The organism is Bacteroidota bacterium (assembly GCA_005882315.1).
Taxonomy (GTDB): Bacteria; Bacteroidota; Bacteroidia; order Chitinophagales; family Chitinophagaceae; genus VBAR01.
The window spans coordinates 484,500-501,041 of record VBAR01000001.1 but is presented as its reverse complement, the minus strand read 5'-3'; the positions used below and the strand labels follow the sequence as shown (position 1 = coordinate 501,041).

At 38.8% G+C, this 16,542-nt stretch carries 11 protein-coding genes; 5 read left to right on the top strand and 6 right to left on the bottom strand.

Features of this window, described 5'->3' with window-relative positions:
• The first annotated feature begins 8 nt into the window (after positions 1-8).
• Entirely contained in the window at positions 9-1,229 is a 1,221-nt protein-coding gene (locus E6H07_01970) for an AhpC/TSA family protein (protein ID TMI64704.1), read from the top strand.
• Positions 1,230-1,304: 75 nt separating this feature from the next.
• Here the strand turns inward: E6H07_01970 and E6H07_01965 are convergent, their stop codons facing one another.
• The 3 genes from E6H07_01965 to E6H07_01955 all read right to left on the bottom strand — a co-directional run bounded on the left by E6H07_01965 (position 1,305) and on the right by E6H07_01955 (position 8,695).
• Complete coding sequence (locus E6H07_01965) at positions 1,305-3,035, bottom strand: SusD/RagB family nutrient-binding outer membrane lipoprotein (GenBank protein TMI64703.1); 1,731 nt, start codon at positions 3,033-3,035, stop codon at positions 1,305-1,307.
• Between the two features lie 17 nt (positions 3,036-3,052).
• Positions 3,053-6,172, bottom strand: coding sequence for a SusC/RagA family TonB-linked outer membrane protein (locus E6H07_01960; protein TMI64702.1), 3,120 nt, complete (start codon positions 6,170-6,172; stop codon positions 3,053-3,055).
• Positions 6,173-6,376: 204 nt separating this feature from the next.
• Positions 6,377-8,695 (bottom strand): RND transporter, encoded by a 2,319-nt coding sequence (locus E6H07_01955; protein ID TMI64701.1) that lies wholly within the window; start codon positions 8,693-8,695, stop codon positions 6,377-6,379.
• A gap of 84 nt (positions 8,696-8,779) precedes the next feature.
• Here E6H07_01955 and E6H07_01950 point away from each other — a divergent pair, with 84 nt between their 5' ends.
• Complete coding sequence (locus E6H07_01950; protein ID TMI64700.1) at positions 8,780-11,068, top strand: hypothetical protein; 2,289 nt, start codon at positions 8,780-8,782, stop codon at positions 11,066-11,068.
• A 5-nt stretch (positions 11,069-11,073) separates the two neighbouring features.
• Positions 11,074-11,820, top strand: a complete 747-nt coding sequence (recO, locus tag E6H07_01945; GenBank protein TMI64699.1) for a DNA repair protein RecO — start codon at positions 11,074-11,076, stop codon at positions 11,818-11,820.
• Here the strand turns inward: recO and E6H07_01940 are convergent.
• Positions 11,817-12,530 (bottom strand): endonuclease/exonuclease/phosphatase family protein, encoded by a 714-nt coding sequence (locus E6H07_01940; protein ID TMI64698.1) that lies wholly within the window; start codon positions 12,528-12,530, stop codon positions 11,817-11,819. The genes recO and E6H07_01940 overlap by 4 nt on opposite strands.
• 7 nt (positions 12,531-12,537) lie before the next feature.
• On the bottom strand, positions 12,538-13,791 hold the full coding sequence (locus E6H07_01935; GenBank protein ID TMI64697.1) for an amidohydrolase: 1,254 nt from the start codon (positions 13,789-13,791) through the stop codon (positions 12,538-12,540).
• Between the two features lie 73 nt (positions 13,792-13,864).
• On the opposite strand from E6H07_01935, the gene prfA reads away from it, so the two are divergent.
• Positions 13,865-14,929 (top strand): peptide chain release factor 1, encoded by a 1,065-nt coding sequence (gene prfA, locus E6H07_01930; protein TMI64696.1) that lies wholly within the window; start codon positions 13,865-13,867, stop codon positions 14,927-14,929.
• Positions 14,930-14,991: 62 nt separating this feature from the next.
• Positions 14,992-15,624: a hypothetical protein gene (locus tag E6H07_01925; GenBank protein TMI64695.1), complete on the top strand. Its 633-nt coding sequence runs from the start codon at positions 14,992-14,994 to the stop codon at positions 15,622-15,624.
• Positions 15,625-16,013: 389 nt separating this feature from the next.
• On the opposite strand, the gene E6H07_01920 is transcribed toward E6H07_01925, so the two are convergent.
• Complete coding sequence (locus E6H07_01920; GenBank protein TMI64694.1) at positions 16,014-16,463, bottom strand: VanZ family protein; 450 nt, start codon at positions 16,461-16,463, stop codon at positions 16,014-16,016.
• Positions 16,464-16,542 lie beyond the last annotated feature (79 nt).

The following is a 16,542-nucleotide window of genomic DNA, read 5'->3' as shown; positions in this document are numbered from 1 at the left end:
TTGTTGATATGCGCAAAATTGTTTTAGTTGCTACTGCTGCATTTGTTTTGGCAGCATGTACTAATGAAAAAAATACGGCTGAAGAAAATTTAGCGGGAGGCAAACCTTTCAAAGTATCCGGAACATTTACCAACAGTAAAGCTAAAAAAGCTTACCTCGAAGAAGTTTCAATTATCAATATGCAGCGCACAAAAGTAGATTCAGCGAATATTGGTAATGATGGTAAGTATAGCCTGAAAACAATAGCGAACACTGAAAAGGCTTATGCCATCCGGCTGGATGAAAATCAATTTCCCTCAGTAACGGTTATAAATGATACCACTAACCTGGTTGTGAATGCTACCTTCCCTGATAGGGGAAATGAGTATGCAGATAATTATGAAGTAATAGGCTCACCTGCCAGCCAGAAATTCAAGGATTATCTTTTTTCTTTCAGCAATAACCTGATGAAGCTTTTCCAGGCAGATAAACATGCCGATAGCCTTTCAAAGGCAACACCTCCACAACTTGCCGCAGTTGAGCAGATAATGAACGACCGGAAACAACAAACAGAATCACTGAAATCATTTACACGTACTGCAATTGACGAATCCAATAACCCTGCCCTAGGAATGTATGTATTGGGTTATTATCAAACGATCAACCGGGAAAATCAATACCTGCAATTAATTCCCTTCAATGATGACGAACTCTATGAAGTTATTTCATCTATTTCTGCAAAATTTTCGGCTAATAAAGAAGTGGTTAAAATTAAAGAAGAACTGGAAATACAAAAGAAAAAGCAAGAAGAAGAACTGGCTCGCACTCGTCAATGGATCGGTAAGCCTGCGCCTGAAATAACAATGCCTGATCCATCCGGCAAGCAGATCTCATTGAGCTCATTCAAGGGTAAATATGTGTTGGTAGATTTTTGGGCAAGTTGGTGTGGCCCCTGTCGCCAGGAAAATCCGAATGTGGTAGCAGCATTTCAAAAATTCAAGAATAAAAATTTTACCATACTTGGCGTATCGCTTGATAAGACAAAAGATCTCTGGACAAAAGCAATCATGAAGGATAATTTAACATGGACACATATCAGCGATCTGAAAGAGTGGTACAGCCCGGTGGTTCCTTTATATAACATTAGTGGAATTCCTTTTAATGTGTTGGTTGACCCAGAGGGAAATGTTCTTGCACAAAATTTAAGAGGGCAGGAACTGCATGATAAATTGGCGGAACTAATAAAATAAGATTTTATTTTAAGCATAAAAAAACTCCGGTGATCATCACCGGAGTTTTTTTATTAGCAGTTAGTATCAGCTTTATTAATTATCCCAGAAAATCCTTGACTGAAGGTCTGCACCTTTTTGTCCCGGGCAATTAGGATTAAAGTCTATCTCTGATTGCGGATAGAAGAATGATCTTGGTATTGCCGGTATAAAACCATTAGCAGCAGCAGCAAGTACAGGATAGCCTGTTCTTCTCCAGTCAGTCCATGGTTCAATAGATACTCCGAAGGTTGCAATAAACTTCTCTTCTATTATTTTTTGAAGTTGTTGTGCAGCTGTACCTGTAAGTGTTCCATTTGTAGTTAAATAATTATTTCTTGCAACAGCGTTAACACCGGCATCATCCATTGATGCTGTTATCCCCGCCTGGTACCATGCTTCGGCACTTGCTAATGGAGCACTTGTCGCACCCATCAAAGAAGCCTCAGCCCTGATAAAACAATATTCTGCATAAGGCAGCATTCTTTGCATTACCTGGCCTGTATAAGTAAATGGAGGGGCAGAACTACCAGTAGATACAGGGCCGCGAAGATAGGTATGTATCCTGCTATAGTTATTATTTGGAGCAACTGGAGGCGCAGTTGTTGAAACTCCTACAAAAGCTGAAGGAGAGATCACAACTGTAGCTCCTGATGCTACGCCACCAGCTGCTACGTTATTGCTCAGTGTAATTGATGTAGCTCCAACAGCAGTAATAGTTGTCCCTATAGGAACATTCACAGCATCTACACTCATTCCAACAGCGGCGCCAGCAATAGCAGTAGATGAAAATGAAAGTGTATTGCTACCTGCAGCCGTACCAGCACTTGTAGTTGGTGTTATAGGAAGCGGAATGCCCTGGTAAGGGAAAGAAGTAAAGTAGAATGGTCTTCTTGGATCCCCTTTGGTTGTCATTATCTGGAGCATTCTTGCATCACAGAATAAATAGTTAGGACGATTTACTTCAAATTGTGTGATCGGACTTTGTTGTCCGGCTGCACTATAGAATTGCATCTGGAAACCATCTGCAACAGCACCCATAAAAGTAACGCCGCTAGTATTTACCAGGCTATTAATTTGGGCTACACAAAATGTTGAGTTCTTTTTGCTATAATGAATATAAATTCTGAGCTTAAGTGTATTGGCAAACTTAATCCACAAAGCTCTCGCAGTTGCCCAGGTTGAATTTGTATAAAGAACAGAGTTAGTACCGGGAGAAAGAACACTGGTTGTAGCATTCATTTCATTAATACCATCGTTGATGATTTGAATAAGATTAGTATAGATCGCTTCATCATCATCATATTTAGGAGATTTATTCTGGTCCAGTTGTTCCGCTTCTGTATAAGGAACATCACCCCACGTATCGACTGCTCTTACGTATTCAAAAGCCTTTAAAATTTTACCTAAGCCTGAATAATGAGGAGAGCCGGCTGTAGTAGCCTGCTTGATGAGTAATTCAAGGTCACTTAATGTAGTAGCATACATCGTTCCCCATACATTATTCTGATCGTTGCCGCTGATATTGTAACGACCATATTCATAGGTCTGGTTTGGTTGAGATGCCTGACCGGACATATGCTGAGTGATCAGTGAAGTGTAACGGAACAGATCACTACCTCCTTCAAAACCCATTGCTACCTGTGCCGATGTAAGTAGCTGTGGATAAAGCAGGGAATTTGAAGGCAACCTATCCGGATCTTTATTGATGTCAAAGTATTTTTTACAGGAAACCACCGCGGTGAGTCCGGCAAAAAACAGGATAAATTTTATATATCTGAGTTTCATAATCAGTTATTTTTTTATTAGAGTGTGAGGTTTAAAGAAAATCCAAACGTACGGGTCTGTGGCAGGGCATTGAATTCAAGACCCTGTGCATTACTAATACCCAAAGCGTTTTGTTCAGGATCAAGATGCGGATAATGCGGTGCATTCAGGAACAGGTTGCGACCGAATATTCCAAAAGTAATATTGCTGAATGGTGTTTTCTTAATAACATCTGATGGGAACCTATAAGAGAATGCTGCCTCACGTATACGGAACCAGGTTGTATTATAAATATATCCTTCGGCCGCAGCATATTTTCCGCTGTTGCCCCAGTAGTCCTGCACAGTAACGTAGGTAGTATTAGCTGAACCGTTTGCATACACTGCATCAAACAGGTAAGGTTTTGTCTGTACGCCATTTGCATCAAACCTTGCAAACTCTGCTGTTTCAATACTTGTTCCGTTTCTTTGAATGTCTGCTATGTTTCTTGAGTATTGATCGCCTCCGGATTTATATTCAGCCAGTACTGCTAAAGAGAATGCTTTCCATGTAAGTGTATTTGTACCGGCAATAGTATATTTCGGATTCGGGTTTCCGATTTTTTGTACACCAGCAGTAACGAGAGGTAAGCCGTTTGCACCTACTACAATTTTGTTTCCTTTAGTGGCGTCACGTACATAAGCATTACCATATATCTGGCCGTATTCATCACCGGCAACAAGACGTATGTTAGGCGTAACAAAACCTCCTAAGGTAATAACCGAAACACCTACAGCCAGTTTATCAACCATACTCTTAAACTGGGTATAGTTCGCATCTATATTCCAGGTAAAGTTTTTTGTTCTTATTGGTGTTACATCTAACTGCGCTTCCCAGCCACGTGTTGTCATATTTCCGGCATTGGTAGTTGTAGATGTTATACCAGAAGCAGGAGATACGGGAACAGAGAAGATCAGGTGCTCTGATTTTGCTATGTACCTCGTAGCTTCAAAGTTAATTTTTCCTTTGAATAATGAGAATATCAGTGTCAATTCCTTATTGGTTGTAAACTCAGGACCAAGAGCTGCATCACCAGCACCATTACTCAGTGAGAAACCCTGGATGCCATTGAAAGGAAATGAAATGGTAGGACCAAATCCATCAGCAACACCTGCGCCACCGTAATAGGAGTCTGTACCATAAACGAAATCGGTACCTGCTTTACCTACTTTAGCAATATTGCCACTCAACTTAATGTTATCAATTACATTACTCTTTATGCTTGGGAACATTTCTGTAAGGTTAAATGCTGCAGCAACAGAATAATAGAGATAAGAGTTTTTATCTTCTTTAAAAGTAGATGACCAGTCATTTCTTAATGAGAAATCCACAGACATCATACTCTTCCATCCAAATGTCATGTTAGTAAATACACCCAACAATCTTACTTTGCTTTGTCCCGTACTGGGTGATGGTGTGTATGTAGTGGCATTACTTAATTGCTCAAAATCTCTTACAATTAAGGTTTTACCTGTCATCGTTGCGCCAGCACTATATATCTGGGTATACTCTGTACCTGCTACACCCTGGAAGCTTAGCTTGCCGAAATTTTTACGTGCAGTAAGAGCACCATTTGAGTTTAAATTTCTGTACTGGTTTCTTACTTCCTGTACACCGCCTACGCCTACTACACCGCCGGTATTTGCTCCACCTCTTGCACCGATCTGATCATAACCGTGACGGAAAGTGGAATAAACATCTGAACCAATTTTATAATCTAAATTAAAGACCTGGCTAAGCTTCAGGTTCAGGTTTACGTTACCAATAAAACGATTGATCTCATCTTTAAAACGGTTATTCTTAACTGTCCAGTAAGGATGGTCTTCACCGAGAGGATATAGCTGGTTCCCAACTGCATCTTCCCAGGGTAGACCTGAAAGATTATAAGACCTTGGCGTCATCCATAAACGGAACACAGGATTACTTAACTGGTTACCTTGCTGAGTTCTTTTAGATGCATTATTTGAATAGTTAGCACTTGCAGAAACAGTCAGTTTATTGGTGACCCTTGAAGTTGAGTTTAAAGAAAAGTTATGCCTGTTCAGCACATTGTTTTTTATTACACCTGTGCTGCGCAAAAAACCATATGAGAAACGCATAGTTGTTTTTTCAGAACCGGTTGAGAATGCAATATTGTGTTGCATATTGGTTCCTTGCTGGAAGAATTCACGGACATTATTAGGATAAGCCGTTAATACTTCCGGCTGCCCTAAAAAGTTAGTAATCGTTTGCCCTGTTATTTTTGGCCCCCATGATGTTTGTGCTACAGAAGAAAAAACACCACTATTTCCCTGGGCATATTCATTCTGATAGTCAGGAAAACGATTTACTGATTCAACCTGGTAGCTTGAATTAAATTCTATTTTTCCTTTCTGGTTGAACTTAGCTTTTTTAGTTGTGATAAGGATAGCACCATTTGATGCTCTTGAACCATACAATGCTGCAGCAGAAGGTCCTTTCAACACAGTCATACTTTCAATATCTTCCTGGTTCAGGTCAATGGCACGGTTCGATACTGATGGACCAGCCTGCAATGGGCTACCACCACCGCTATTATCGATTGGAATACCATCTACCACAAATAATGGCTGATTGCTTCCTGTAAAAGTTGTATAACCGCGGATGATAATACTGGAACCTGTAAAGGAACCGCCCGATCCCTGTACTCTTACACCTGCTATCTTACCATTCAATGCATTTGTGATGTTAGTAGTATGGGCCTGTGTTACTTCCTCTGCTTTTAAATCTGTAACACTATATCCAAGGGTTTTTCTATCCCTTTTTACACCCATCGCAGTTACTACTACTTCAGAAAGTGCTTTCTCTTCACTCTTCAATGTGGCATTGATAACGGACTGGGTGCCGATCGTTATTTCTAAACCGGCTTGGTGAACGTAAGAAAATACAAGTGTAGTTGCGCCTGAAGGAACAGTGAGGGAATACATTCCATCGCTTTTTGAAACAGTACCTGTTTTGGTACCTTTTACTATTATAGAAACCTCGCCGAGCGGGGCTCCTTTGTCATCGGTTACCTTTCCGGTAACAACTTTTTGTGCCATTGCCTGAACGGCAAAAAACACAAATGCAAACAGCAGTAAGAGCAGTTTTCTCATGTGCATGTAGTTTTTAGTTTGAAAGTTATGTTCAATGTTTTTACCTGATCCAGATAGTTTACATCTACTAAATAGAAACAGATAAATCGACTGAAAGGTTGCTTAAAAGAAATCCTTAACCAATTCTCTTAAATCAGCTAACTAAAATACTGATTTATAGGATTAGACAGATAATTTTTTTCCTTTGCTGCATGAAAATAAGGAAACTGATTATTTTCTTGATCGGGCAGTAGAAATAAGTAATGCCGGAAGCAAAACAAGATTGGTCAATGTTGCTGTTATCAAAGTAAGAGAAGTGAGCCAGCCCAATGCTTTTGTTCCGCCAAACCCACTGAAACAGAATATGATAAAACCAGCAATAAGAACCATGGATGTATAAATGATGCTGATGCCTGTACTGTGAATTGTATCAATAACAGTTTGTTTCTGATCAAAATTGTTATGCGGTAATTCCTGTTTATAATTTATAAGGAACCGGATGGTAACATCAATTGCGATACCCAAAGCCACACTAAATACCAGTACAGTGGATGGTTTAATACTAATGCCGACCCAACCCATAACACCTGCAGTAATGAAGAGGGGAACGAGGTTGGGAATTAATGAGCAAATAAGTATCCGTGTTGATTTGAATAAGTAAAGCATGCATACAGCAATAAGCAGGAATGCCCACATCACACTTTCTTTTAATCCGTTTATAATAAACTTGCTGCCTTCCAAAAAGGTTACACTGGTGCCAGTCAACTTCACATCATATTTATCTTTTGGAAATAATTTGTCAGTCCGTTTTTCAATACTGTCCAGTAATAATGGTAAACGTACACTGCCGATATCGGCCATGTTGATGCTGATTCGTGCCTGCTGTTGGGAACTATCCATGAATGAAGCAATCAATTTGGCAAACGAACTTTTTTTATTATTACTATCGCCTTTGAAACTCAAATACTCTTTGAGTGCAGGTAAATCATATTGTGTGGGCATCGTATAACTGGTACTATCACCTTCAAAGAAAGCCTGCTTAGCAAATTTTAATCCTTCGGTAATGCTGAGCGGTCTTGCAATTTCCGAAAAGGACATAAGGTAAACAGATAGTGAATCGATCCGGGAAAGATTATCATATAATACAGCACCACGTTTTCTTTTTGCATCCACAATTATTTCCAAAGGCATGATGCCTTTAAAATTTTTTTCAAAAAATTTCAGGTCAGTATAAATTTTATCTGATTTAGGTAGATCATCAACGATGTACCCTACGCTTTTTAACCGTAATACTCCAAACGCAGCAGCAATAAGTAATACGGTTGTTGCTGCATAAATAAATTTTCTGTGGTTAAGGCTCCATCTTTCCAGCCTGTCGAGCCAACGGTTAAGCCATGGGTTATCCAAATACTTTGTATGCCTTTCTTTAGGCGCCGGCAAAAAACTCAGGATGATAGGAATTAGAGCTAATGAAATAAAAAACAAGACCATGATATTTATACCAGCTACTACGCCAAACTCTTTCAGCGTTGCACTTTTTGTCAATGCAAAAACAGCAAACCCAATGGCAGCACTCAAATTGCAGAATAGTGTAACAATACCCATACGTTCCACCATATTCACTAATGCAGTTTTCTTTTCTGAATGATCCGTCCAGGCTACATGGTATTTGTTTAAAAAATAAATACAGTTAGGTATGCCGATCACGACGATCAATGGCGGAATAAGAGCTGTGAGTAATGTGATCTTGTAACCGATCAAATGCATAGTGCCGAGACTCCATACTACGCCGATAATTACAATACCCAAGGATAACAGCGTAGATGTTACAGAACGGAAAAAGATCAAAAGAATAACAGCGGAAAGAATTAATGATACCATCAGGAACCAGCTCATTTCATTGGAAATACGTGTAGCCAGTTTGGTACGAACCAATGGCAGACCACTAACATATACTTCCAGTTTATTGGAGGTGCCGAATGCATTGGTATATTTTTCGATCTCATCAACTGTTTTGGTACGGTCTTTTGAGTTCAGTACATTTTTATTAATGCGTATACCCATCAGCCATGCATTGGTGGCAGGGTTATACATCAGTTCACGGTAAAAAGGAAGATTGAGAAAAATATCTTTTAAACTGTCGATCTCTGTTTGCGTTAAACTTTTGTCAGGAAAAATAATTTCAGGATGCAGTTTTTCGGTAGCAGAATCTTTCCGGAGATTAATTGCTGTAGGTATTCCAATGATATCTTCAACACCCTCTACTTTCCTTAGATTGCGCTGCAATGTGGCATAGGAATTAAAAATATCCTGGGTAAAAAATTGAGCTGTTTGAATACCTACCACCAGCAGGTTGCCGTCTTCGCCAAATTGTTTTTTAAACTCCTGGTAAATTTTATACTTCGGATTATCTACAGGGATGGCTTTTGCAAACTCATAGCTTAGTTGCACCTGTTTGGCATGATAGCCCATGAACACAGTTGATGCAATAACAACAATAAGAAGGAGAATACGGTTTTTCAGAATAAACTTTCCAAGACTTCGCCACATAAGATTCTTCTGTTAGGTGAATTTGCGCAAAGAAACATAATAAAATCCAGACAGGAGATGAGTCGTTTAAATTACTTTTGATTCGTGAAGTGGATCATTTTATTGTTTATAAATCTCCTTGCCTTTTTTGCCATTGCTCAGCAACCGCTGCCACCTGTTGGAAGCTGGCGGGAACACCTGCCTTATAGATCCGCAATCGATGTTACAGCAGGCAACAATAAAGTATACGCAGCAACTCCTTACAGTTTATTCAGTGTTGATATAACAGAGAATTCTATTGATAGAATGAGTAAGATAACAGGGTTAAGTGAAACGGGTATCAGCGGAGTTCAGTATGATATTGTAAATGAAAAACTGTTTATTGCTTATAGTAACAGTAATATTGATATTGTTTACAGGAATGATATTTATAATATACCGGATATAAAGCGGGATAATATCGTTGGTGATAAAACGATCTATAATATTTATTCTCGCAGTGGTTTTTTTTATCTCTCAACAGGCCTGGGAGTAATTGTAATTGATGGTGACCGCTACGAAGTAAAAGATTCATGGTTTATCGGCAATGGGGGTAATAAAATAAAAATAAATGGCTTTACATCAGATGCTTCTTTTTTTTATGCAGCAACTGTTGAAGGATTGAAACGCATAGCAATTTCTAACTCAAATCCTGCTGATCATAATAACTGGCAATTGCTTAGCGGGGTAAATGGTTTGTCAACTGGTGCAGTAAGTAATGTTGTGACTTTGCAGAATAAAATCCTTGCACTTAAAAATGACTCATTGTTTGTATTGAATGGTACCAACTGGAATTTGTTTTATTATGATGGATGGCCGGTTGTGAACATGAATGCATCTGGAAATAAAATTCTTTTATGTCAGCGCCAGGCAAATGGACTGAGCCGCGTTGTTGTCTTAAATGCTGACGGAACAGTAGCCAATACATTACCAAAACAAACCGGGATCTCAGTTCCAAAGAAAGCGATAATGTTTAATAATGATTACTGGATTGCCGATTCAACAGAAAGCCTGGCTCATTTTAATCCTTCTTTTGTTGCCCAATACAAATTGAATTCGCCGGAAGGAATTGCGACCGGAGAAATAAAAGTGATAAACAATATTTTTTATGCAGCAGCAGGAGAAGTGAATAGTTCATGGGTGGGTCAGAACAATAAAAACGGAATTTATTTTTTTAAAGAAGGGGATTGGACAAATATCAATCGCAATGTTTACCCGCAATTAGATTCATTGCATGATTTGATAACTATCGCAATTGACCCGAGAGATGAAACAATTTGGGCCGGTTCATTTGGGGGCGGGCTGTTGCATGTTAAAGGTCAAAACAGTTTTGATATTTATAAACAGAACTCACCTTTGAATGTATCCGGCAATTATCGTATATCAGGATTATCATTTGATAAAGCGAATAATTTATGGATATCTAACTATGGCGCTGCGCAACCGCTGCATGTAAGAAAGAGTGACGGCAGCTGGAAAAGTTTTTCAACTCCATTTTCATTGCCGGGTAATCGTGTTGCACAAATATTAATTGATGAAAATAATTTTAGGTGGATCGTTTCGCCATTGGGAAATGGGCTGATCGCCTTCAATGATAATGGTACGATTGATAATACAGCCGATGATCAATGGAGACTGTTATCATCAGGTGGAGGCAATGGGAATTTTCCATCTTCAGATGTGTTGTGTGTTGAAAAAGATAAGGAAGGTTTTATTTGGGTGGGCACATCCAATGGTATCGGCGTTATTCAATGTGCATCGGATATTTTTTCTTCTAACGGCTGTGATGCCATCTGGCCTATTGTACAGCAAGGAAATTTTGCTGATTATCTTTTTAAAGGAGAAGAAGTGAGAAGTATAGCAACAGATGGTGCTAACAGAAAATGGGTAGCTACAAAAGATGGAGCATGGCTCATCAGTGCTGATGGTGAAAAGGTGGTTTATAATTTTAATGAAGAGAATAGCCCGCTGCTAAGTAACGATGTAAAACGAATTACGATTGATGGAAAAACCGGCGAAGTGTTTTTTGCTACAGCAAAAGGTATCTGTTCTTTTCGTAGTACAGCTACTGAAGGAAAAGAAAAGAATGAAAACTTGCTGGTGTTTCCCAATCCTGTGCCGCCAGGTTACGGGGGAACAATTGCTATACGTGGTGTAGCTAATAATGCAATTGTAAAAATCACTGAATTGAATGGCAGGTTGGTTTATCAAACCCGTGCATTGGGCGGGCAGGCAATATGGGATGGTAAAGATTACAGGGGCAAAAAAATAGAGAGTGGCATTTATTTGGTATTGATCAGTGATGATGGCAGAAAAGAAAATGCATCAACAAAGATCGTGTTTATAGCAAAATAAAATTATTGACAGCCCAATTACATAAAACAAAAGGTATTGTTCTTCGTACAGTAAAGTATGGTGAGACAAGTATTATCGTTTTGATCTTTACGGAAAAATTCGGGATACAATCCTATTTGGTTAACGGTGTAAGAACTTCAACAAAGAAAGGAAGCGGCAAGGCAAATTTATTTCAGCCTGCAGCGATACTTGACCTGGTGGTGTATCATAATGAACTGAAACAGCTGAACCGCATCAAAGAATTCAAATGGTCACATCTTTATCAAACTATTTTTAGTGATGTACCAAAGAATGCGGTGTCATTGTTTATGGTGGAGCTGCTTACTAAAAGCCTGAAACAGCCCGAAGTGAATGAAGATCTGTTTAATTTTTGTGAAGATGCATTTATACATCTCGATGAAAGTTCTTCTGCGGTGATGGCAAATTTCTCTTTGTATTTCGCCTTGCATCTTTCATCATTGCTCGGTTTTCAGATTAATGATTCTTATACTGCTGAAAAACATTATCTCGATCTGCAGGAAGGGGAGTTCACCGCTAAAGAACCGATACATCAAAATTATATGGAAGGCAAATTTGCAGAACTCACTTCTGAATTATTAAAAGTGATGCAACCATCAGAATTGGAACAGATCAAACTTAATCATGAAACCCGCAGACGGTTGCTGCATGCATATGAATTATTTTTCGCATTGCATGTGCAGGAGTTTGGAACAATGAAGACGTTGCCTGTATTGAGAGAGGTATTGGGTTAATCATTAAAAGTTACAATAAGCGGCGTATGGTCGCTATGCTTACACCATTTGGCATGCCTGCCTACTTCAACGTTGATTAATTTTTTTATATAATCATCGGATGCAAAACAATAATCAAGATGGTATGGCTTGTCTTTATGCCTGTACATGAACAAAGTGTTATGTTTCTCTTTTCCCTGTGTTTGATCATAGAATTTATGATAGGTGCTATGAATTCCTTTCTTTGCAAGCAGCTCGACAACGGTTGAGTGGTTGCCTTCCCGTTTTGGTTTATCCCATATCGTGTTACTATTAAAATCACCAATCAACATTGTGTTTTTATTTTTTAATAGCTCCGAATAAAAGTTTATGGCTTTCCATATTTGGCCAACATACTCAAAGCCTTTATCTTTTGGATTGTTTGCCCAGATAGCGAATAGCGTAAATTCAAATTCATTATTGGCTACTTTAAGTGGAAGTATAGTACGAAAATCAGGATTATGAATATCGCTTAATTGAAACTTGTATTTATTGTAAGAGAATATGCCAAGCCCTTTATTCTGATTGTTGCCAAACCAAAATACATCATCAGGCAAAGGGATGCCGGATTCGAATTTTAATTTATCAGGATGCTCACACTCCGGAATTACAACAATATCTGGCTTGTGAGCAAGGATCAGACTCGCCTTTTTTCTGTAAGCCATATTACAATTCCATGTGATGATCTTCATTGGAGTATTAAAATATTCTTTTTGATCCTTTAAGTGCTGAATCAACTATTGTCAAACCGGGCTTCTTTCCCTTTTCAAAACTTCCCAATTCATCATTCCATTGCAAAGCTTTGGCGCCACTGCTTGTTGCCCATTGTAAAATTGTTTCTAATGATAGTGTAGGGAAATACTGATGAAGAGATTCCATTTCTTTTGCAATACTCAATTGCCAGTTGCTGCTATAGCTATCTGTTCCTAAAACAATTTGACAATTATGTTTAATGAAATTTTCAATTGCCGGTGTTTTGTTTTCGATATAAAGATTTGCATTGATGCAAAAACAATAAATCAATTTTAATCCGGTTGTTGCAGCATATTCATTGGCCCAAACAATGTCTTCTTCCGGCATAAAGGTATTATGGATAAGAAAAATGGTTTGTCCATTATTGAAATGGGGAAGTACTGAACGAATACTGCTTTTGCCTGTTATAGGGAATGGCGATTTATCAATTCCAAAAATCTTAAATAGCCTGAGGTATTCGCCGCCTCCGTTTTTGTACAGATCATCTTCTGCAGGATGCTCCTGGTTGTGAATAGAAATAACTTGATTTTTAGTAGCCTCATTTATTAACTGAAATGTTTTTGGACTGATACTGTAGGGGGCATGAGGAACAAGTGATGTGCGATGCTGGTTACTGGATGTTGGATACTGGTTAGCAAAAATATTTGCAACTTGTTTATAGTGATTGAAATTTTCTTCAGCCTTTTCATCAGTAAAGCTGAGTACCTCAACAAAATTCTGCCAGCGGATCTTGCTTTTGCTTTTTACAGATGCTGTATCGGCAGTATTGCCAATATCACCAACGGCTACAATTCCGTTATCATACATTTCCTTTTCAGCTTTTTCTATTTCCTGTTGTACTACTTCCGGAGCAAATCCTCTTTTGGTTACTACAGAACAGAGAAACTCTATCAACCCGGTATGCGGGGGGATTACATTTTTTAAATGACTGAGTTCAAGATGGCAGTGGCAGTTGATAAGACCGGGTGAAAGAATGCCTTGAAACGTTTCTATATTATCGTCAGCCTCGGATTCATTTACGATAGCGTCAATAGTTCCATCGGCGGCTGTTACCAGCACTTTGTCGTTTCCATGTAAAGTATATCCATCGAATAAATGATCTGCTTTGAATTTTCGATAAGTCATGAGTTGTTTTCTTTTAACTTTGCTGCCTTCCAAAAAGAAGAATAGAATTACCGGAAGATGAACTGCGTCCTTCACTTTGCTCAGGATAAACTGTGCAAGGGACGATCAACCAGGAACATTCAGCCGGTAACCAAAAATATAACATTACATGCTAGATAAATTAGAAGCAATAAGAGGAAGATTTGAACAACTGGGTCTTGCTCTCACTAATCCTGAGATCGTGAGCAACAATAAAAAATTTGCCGAGACCAGTAAGGAATATCGCAGCCTGGAAAAAATTGTGAATGCTTACAATGAGTATAAAAAGATATTGGATGATATAGATTTTTATAAAGAGGCATTGAATGGGGATGACGAAGAAATGAGAGAGTTGGCAAAATCAGAGGCGCCGGCGCAAGAGGAGAAGAAAGTTCAAATGGAAGCCTATATCCGTCAATTGCTTATTCCAAAAGATCCGCAGGATGATAAGAATGCGATCATTGAGATCCGGGCTGGTACAGGTGGTGATGAAGCAAGTTTGTTTGCAGGTGACCTTCTACGTATGTATATGCGCTACTGCGAACGCCGCGGATGGAAAACAGCTGTGCTAAGTGAGAATGAAGGAACTGTTGGTGGTTATAAAGAAGTACAACTGGAAGTAACAGGTGATGAGGTTTATGGCACATTGAAATTTGAAAGCGGAGTACATCGTGTACAACGTGTACCGGATACAGAAGGTAGCGGCCGTGTACATACATCGGCAGCTACGGTAGCCGTGATGCCTGAGGCTGAAGAAGTAGATTTTGAACTGAACCCTGCAGATGTAAAAATGGAAACGGCGAGAAGTGGAGGCGCAGGTGGGCAGAACGTAAACAAAGTGGAAACAAAAGTTTTATTAACGCATCTTCCGACAGGTACGGTTGTGGTTTGTCAAACAGAACGTTCACAATTAGGTAACAGGGAAAAAGCAATGCAGATGTTGCGTACAAAATTGTATGAAGAACAGGTAAGAAAACAGGAAGATGAGATTTCCCGTCATAGAAAAAGTTTAGTTAGCACTGGTGACCGCAGCGCTAAGATCAGAACTTATAATTTTCCTCAGGGCCGTGTTACAGATCATCGTATTGGCCTTACTCTTTATAATCTGCCTGATGTATTAAATGGTGAAATAAAGGAAATACTGGAAGCATTGCAGTTTGCTGAAAATGCAGAGAAATTGGCTAAACAAAATTAAATTTCTCTTACCCGGATTTTTTCTGCTTAAAAAGCCTACCTTAAGTATCCAAACCATTAACTATGCTTGAACAACTCTTTGACCTTGTCAAAGGTGCCGGGAAAGATACCGTTGTTGATAACCCCGAAGTGCCAAACGAATACAACAACGATGTAATAGCCGAAGCTACCAATACTGTTGCGGGGGGATTAAGAAATGTAATAGCTGGCGGTGGATTGGAGAATATAATCGGCCTGTTTCAAAATAAGGGACAATCAAACGGAAACAGTGGCGGATTATTAAAGAATCCCATGGTGACAATGATGATCGGACACCTGATAAGCAAACTGACCGGTAAGTATAATTTGAGCCCACAATCTGCAAGTAATGTGGCTACGAATCTTGTACCTAATGTTTTGAATGATCTTATTCAAAAAACACAGGATCCCAATAACAGCAATTTTACATTAGATAAACTGATCGGCTCATTTACTGGTGGCGGAGATGTTGCAATACCTCAGCAATCAAACGGATTTAATTTCCAGGATTTGATTAGCAACTTCTCTGGTGGTGGAGTGAAAAATGGCAAGGAAAATGGAGGATTTGACCTACAGGATATCATCAGCAAAGTGACTGATGGCGTAAGAAATAATACTGGAAATCAATCCGCTGATGGTGGAGGGTTAATGGACATGATAAAAGGTTTTATCCGATAGAATATATCTACAATCTTTGTACTCGCAGATCTTTTTTTTCGCAAAGGTTTGCGGGATTTTTTGGCCTGATAATTGTCAAAATGGGTCAGTGAAGATTTGAATAGTGAATAGTTTTGTCAATGAATTGTAATAGTTTTTTGAGGCAGGTTACAAAATTGCAGATACGGAATAAACATTAGCTCTTGCAAATTGCTATTAGAGAATGGATATGAAAATTAATGCCGGATTTACTAACGAATGGAAGGTGGAATTACGAAAATCGGGGCTTTAATTTTTCATTAACAACAAGAATGATACTAATGGCAATAGATTTGCGTTATACATACAAACACAGTAAAAACTTAGTCAATTTTCTCATAAGCAGTTAGTTTTGGTTGCGACCCCTGTTTCTACAGGGGTTTATTTTTTATATACCCTTTGTAAGTTTTATTTATAAACCACCAGCCTGCAAAACAACCAACAGCATCTGCCACAATATCTCCATAATCAAATGAACGGTTTGGGATAAAATTATCCTGAACGAACTCCATAATAATTCCAAAGACAAGACAGTCGAGTGTAAACACAATAAATAATCGTTTTAACTTCTTTTCGTCGTTTGTGAATTTTAATAAACCCCAGCATATCAAAAAAACCAGCACAGCAAACAGCCCGATATGCACCCATTTATCAAATCCGATTTTATCCAGCCAGCTTTCTTTAGGAAAAGCAGATCCGGGTAATGTGAGCAATATTGTGCAAATGGCAAACCAGGTTAAACCCGGAATTAATGAAGGCTTTATATTTTGCAAGCTGATTTTTTTGCAATGATAAAATAAGATTGCAAGCCGGAGAATAATTTATATAGAAAGGGCCCCGAAAGGAGCCCTTATAACCAACTATAGAACCAAAACCACATATAGTGGCGGTTCAGCTATT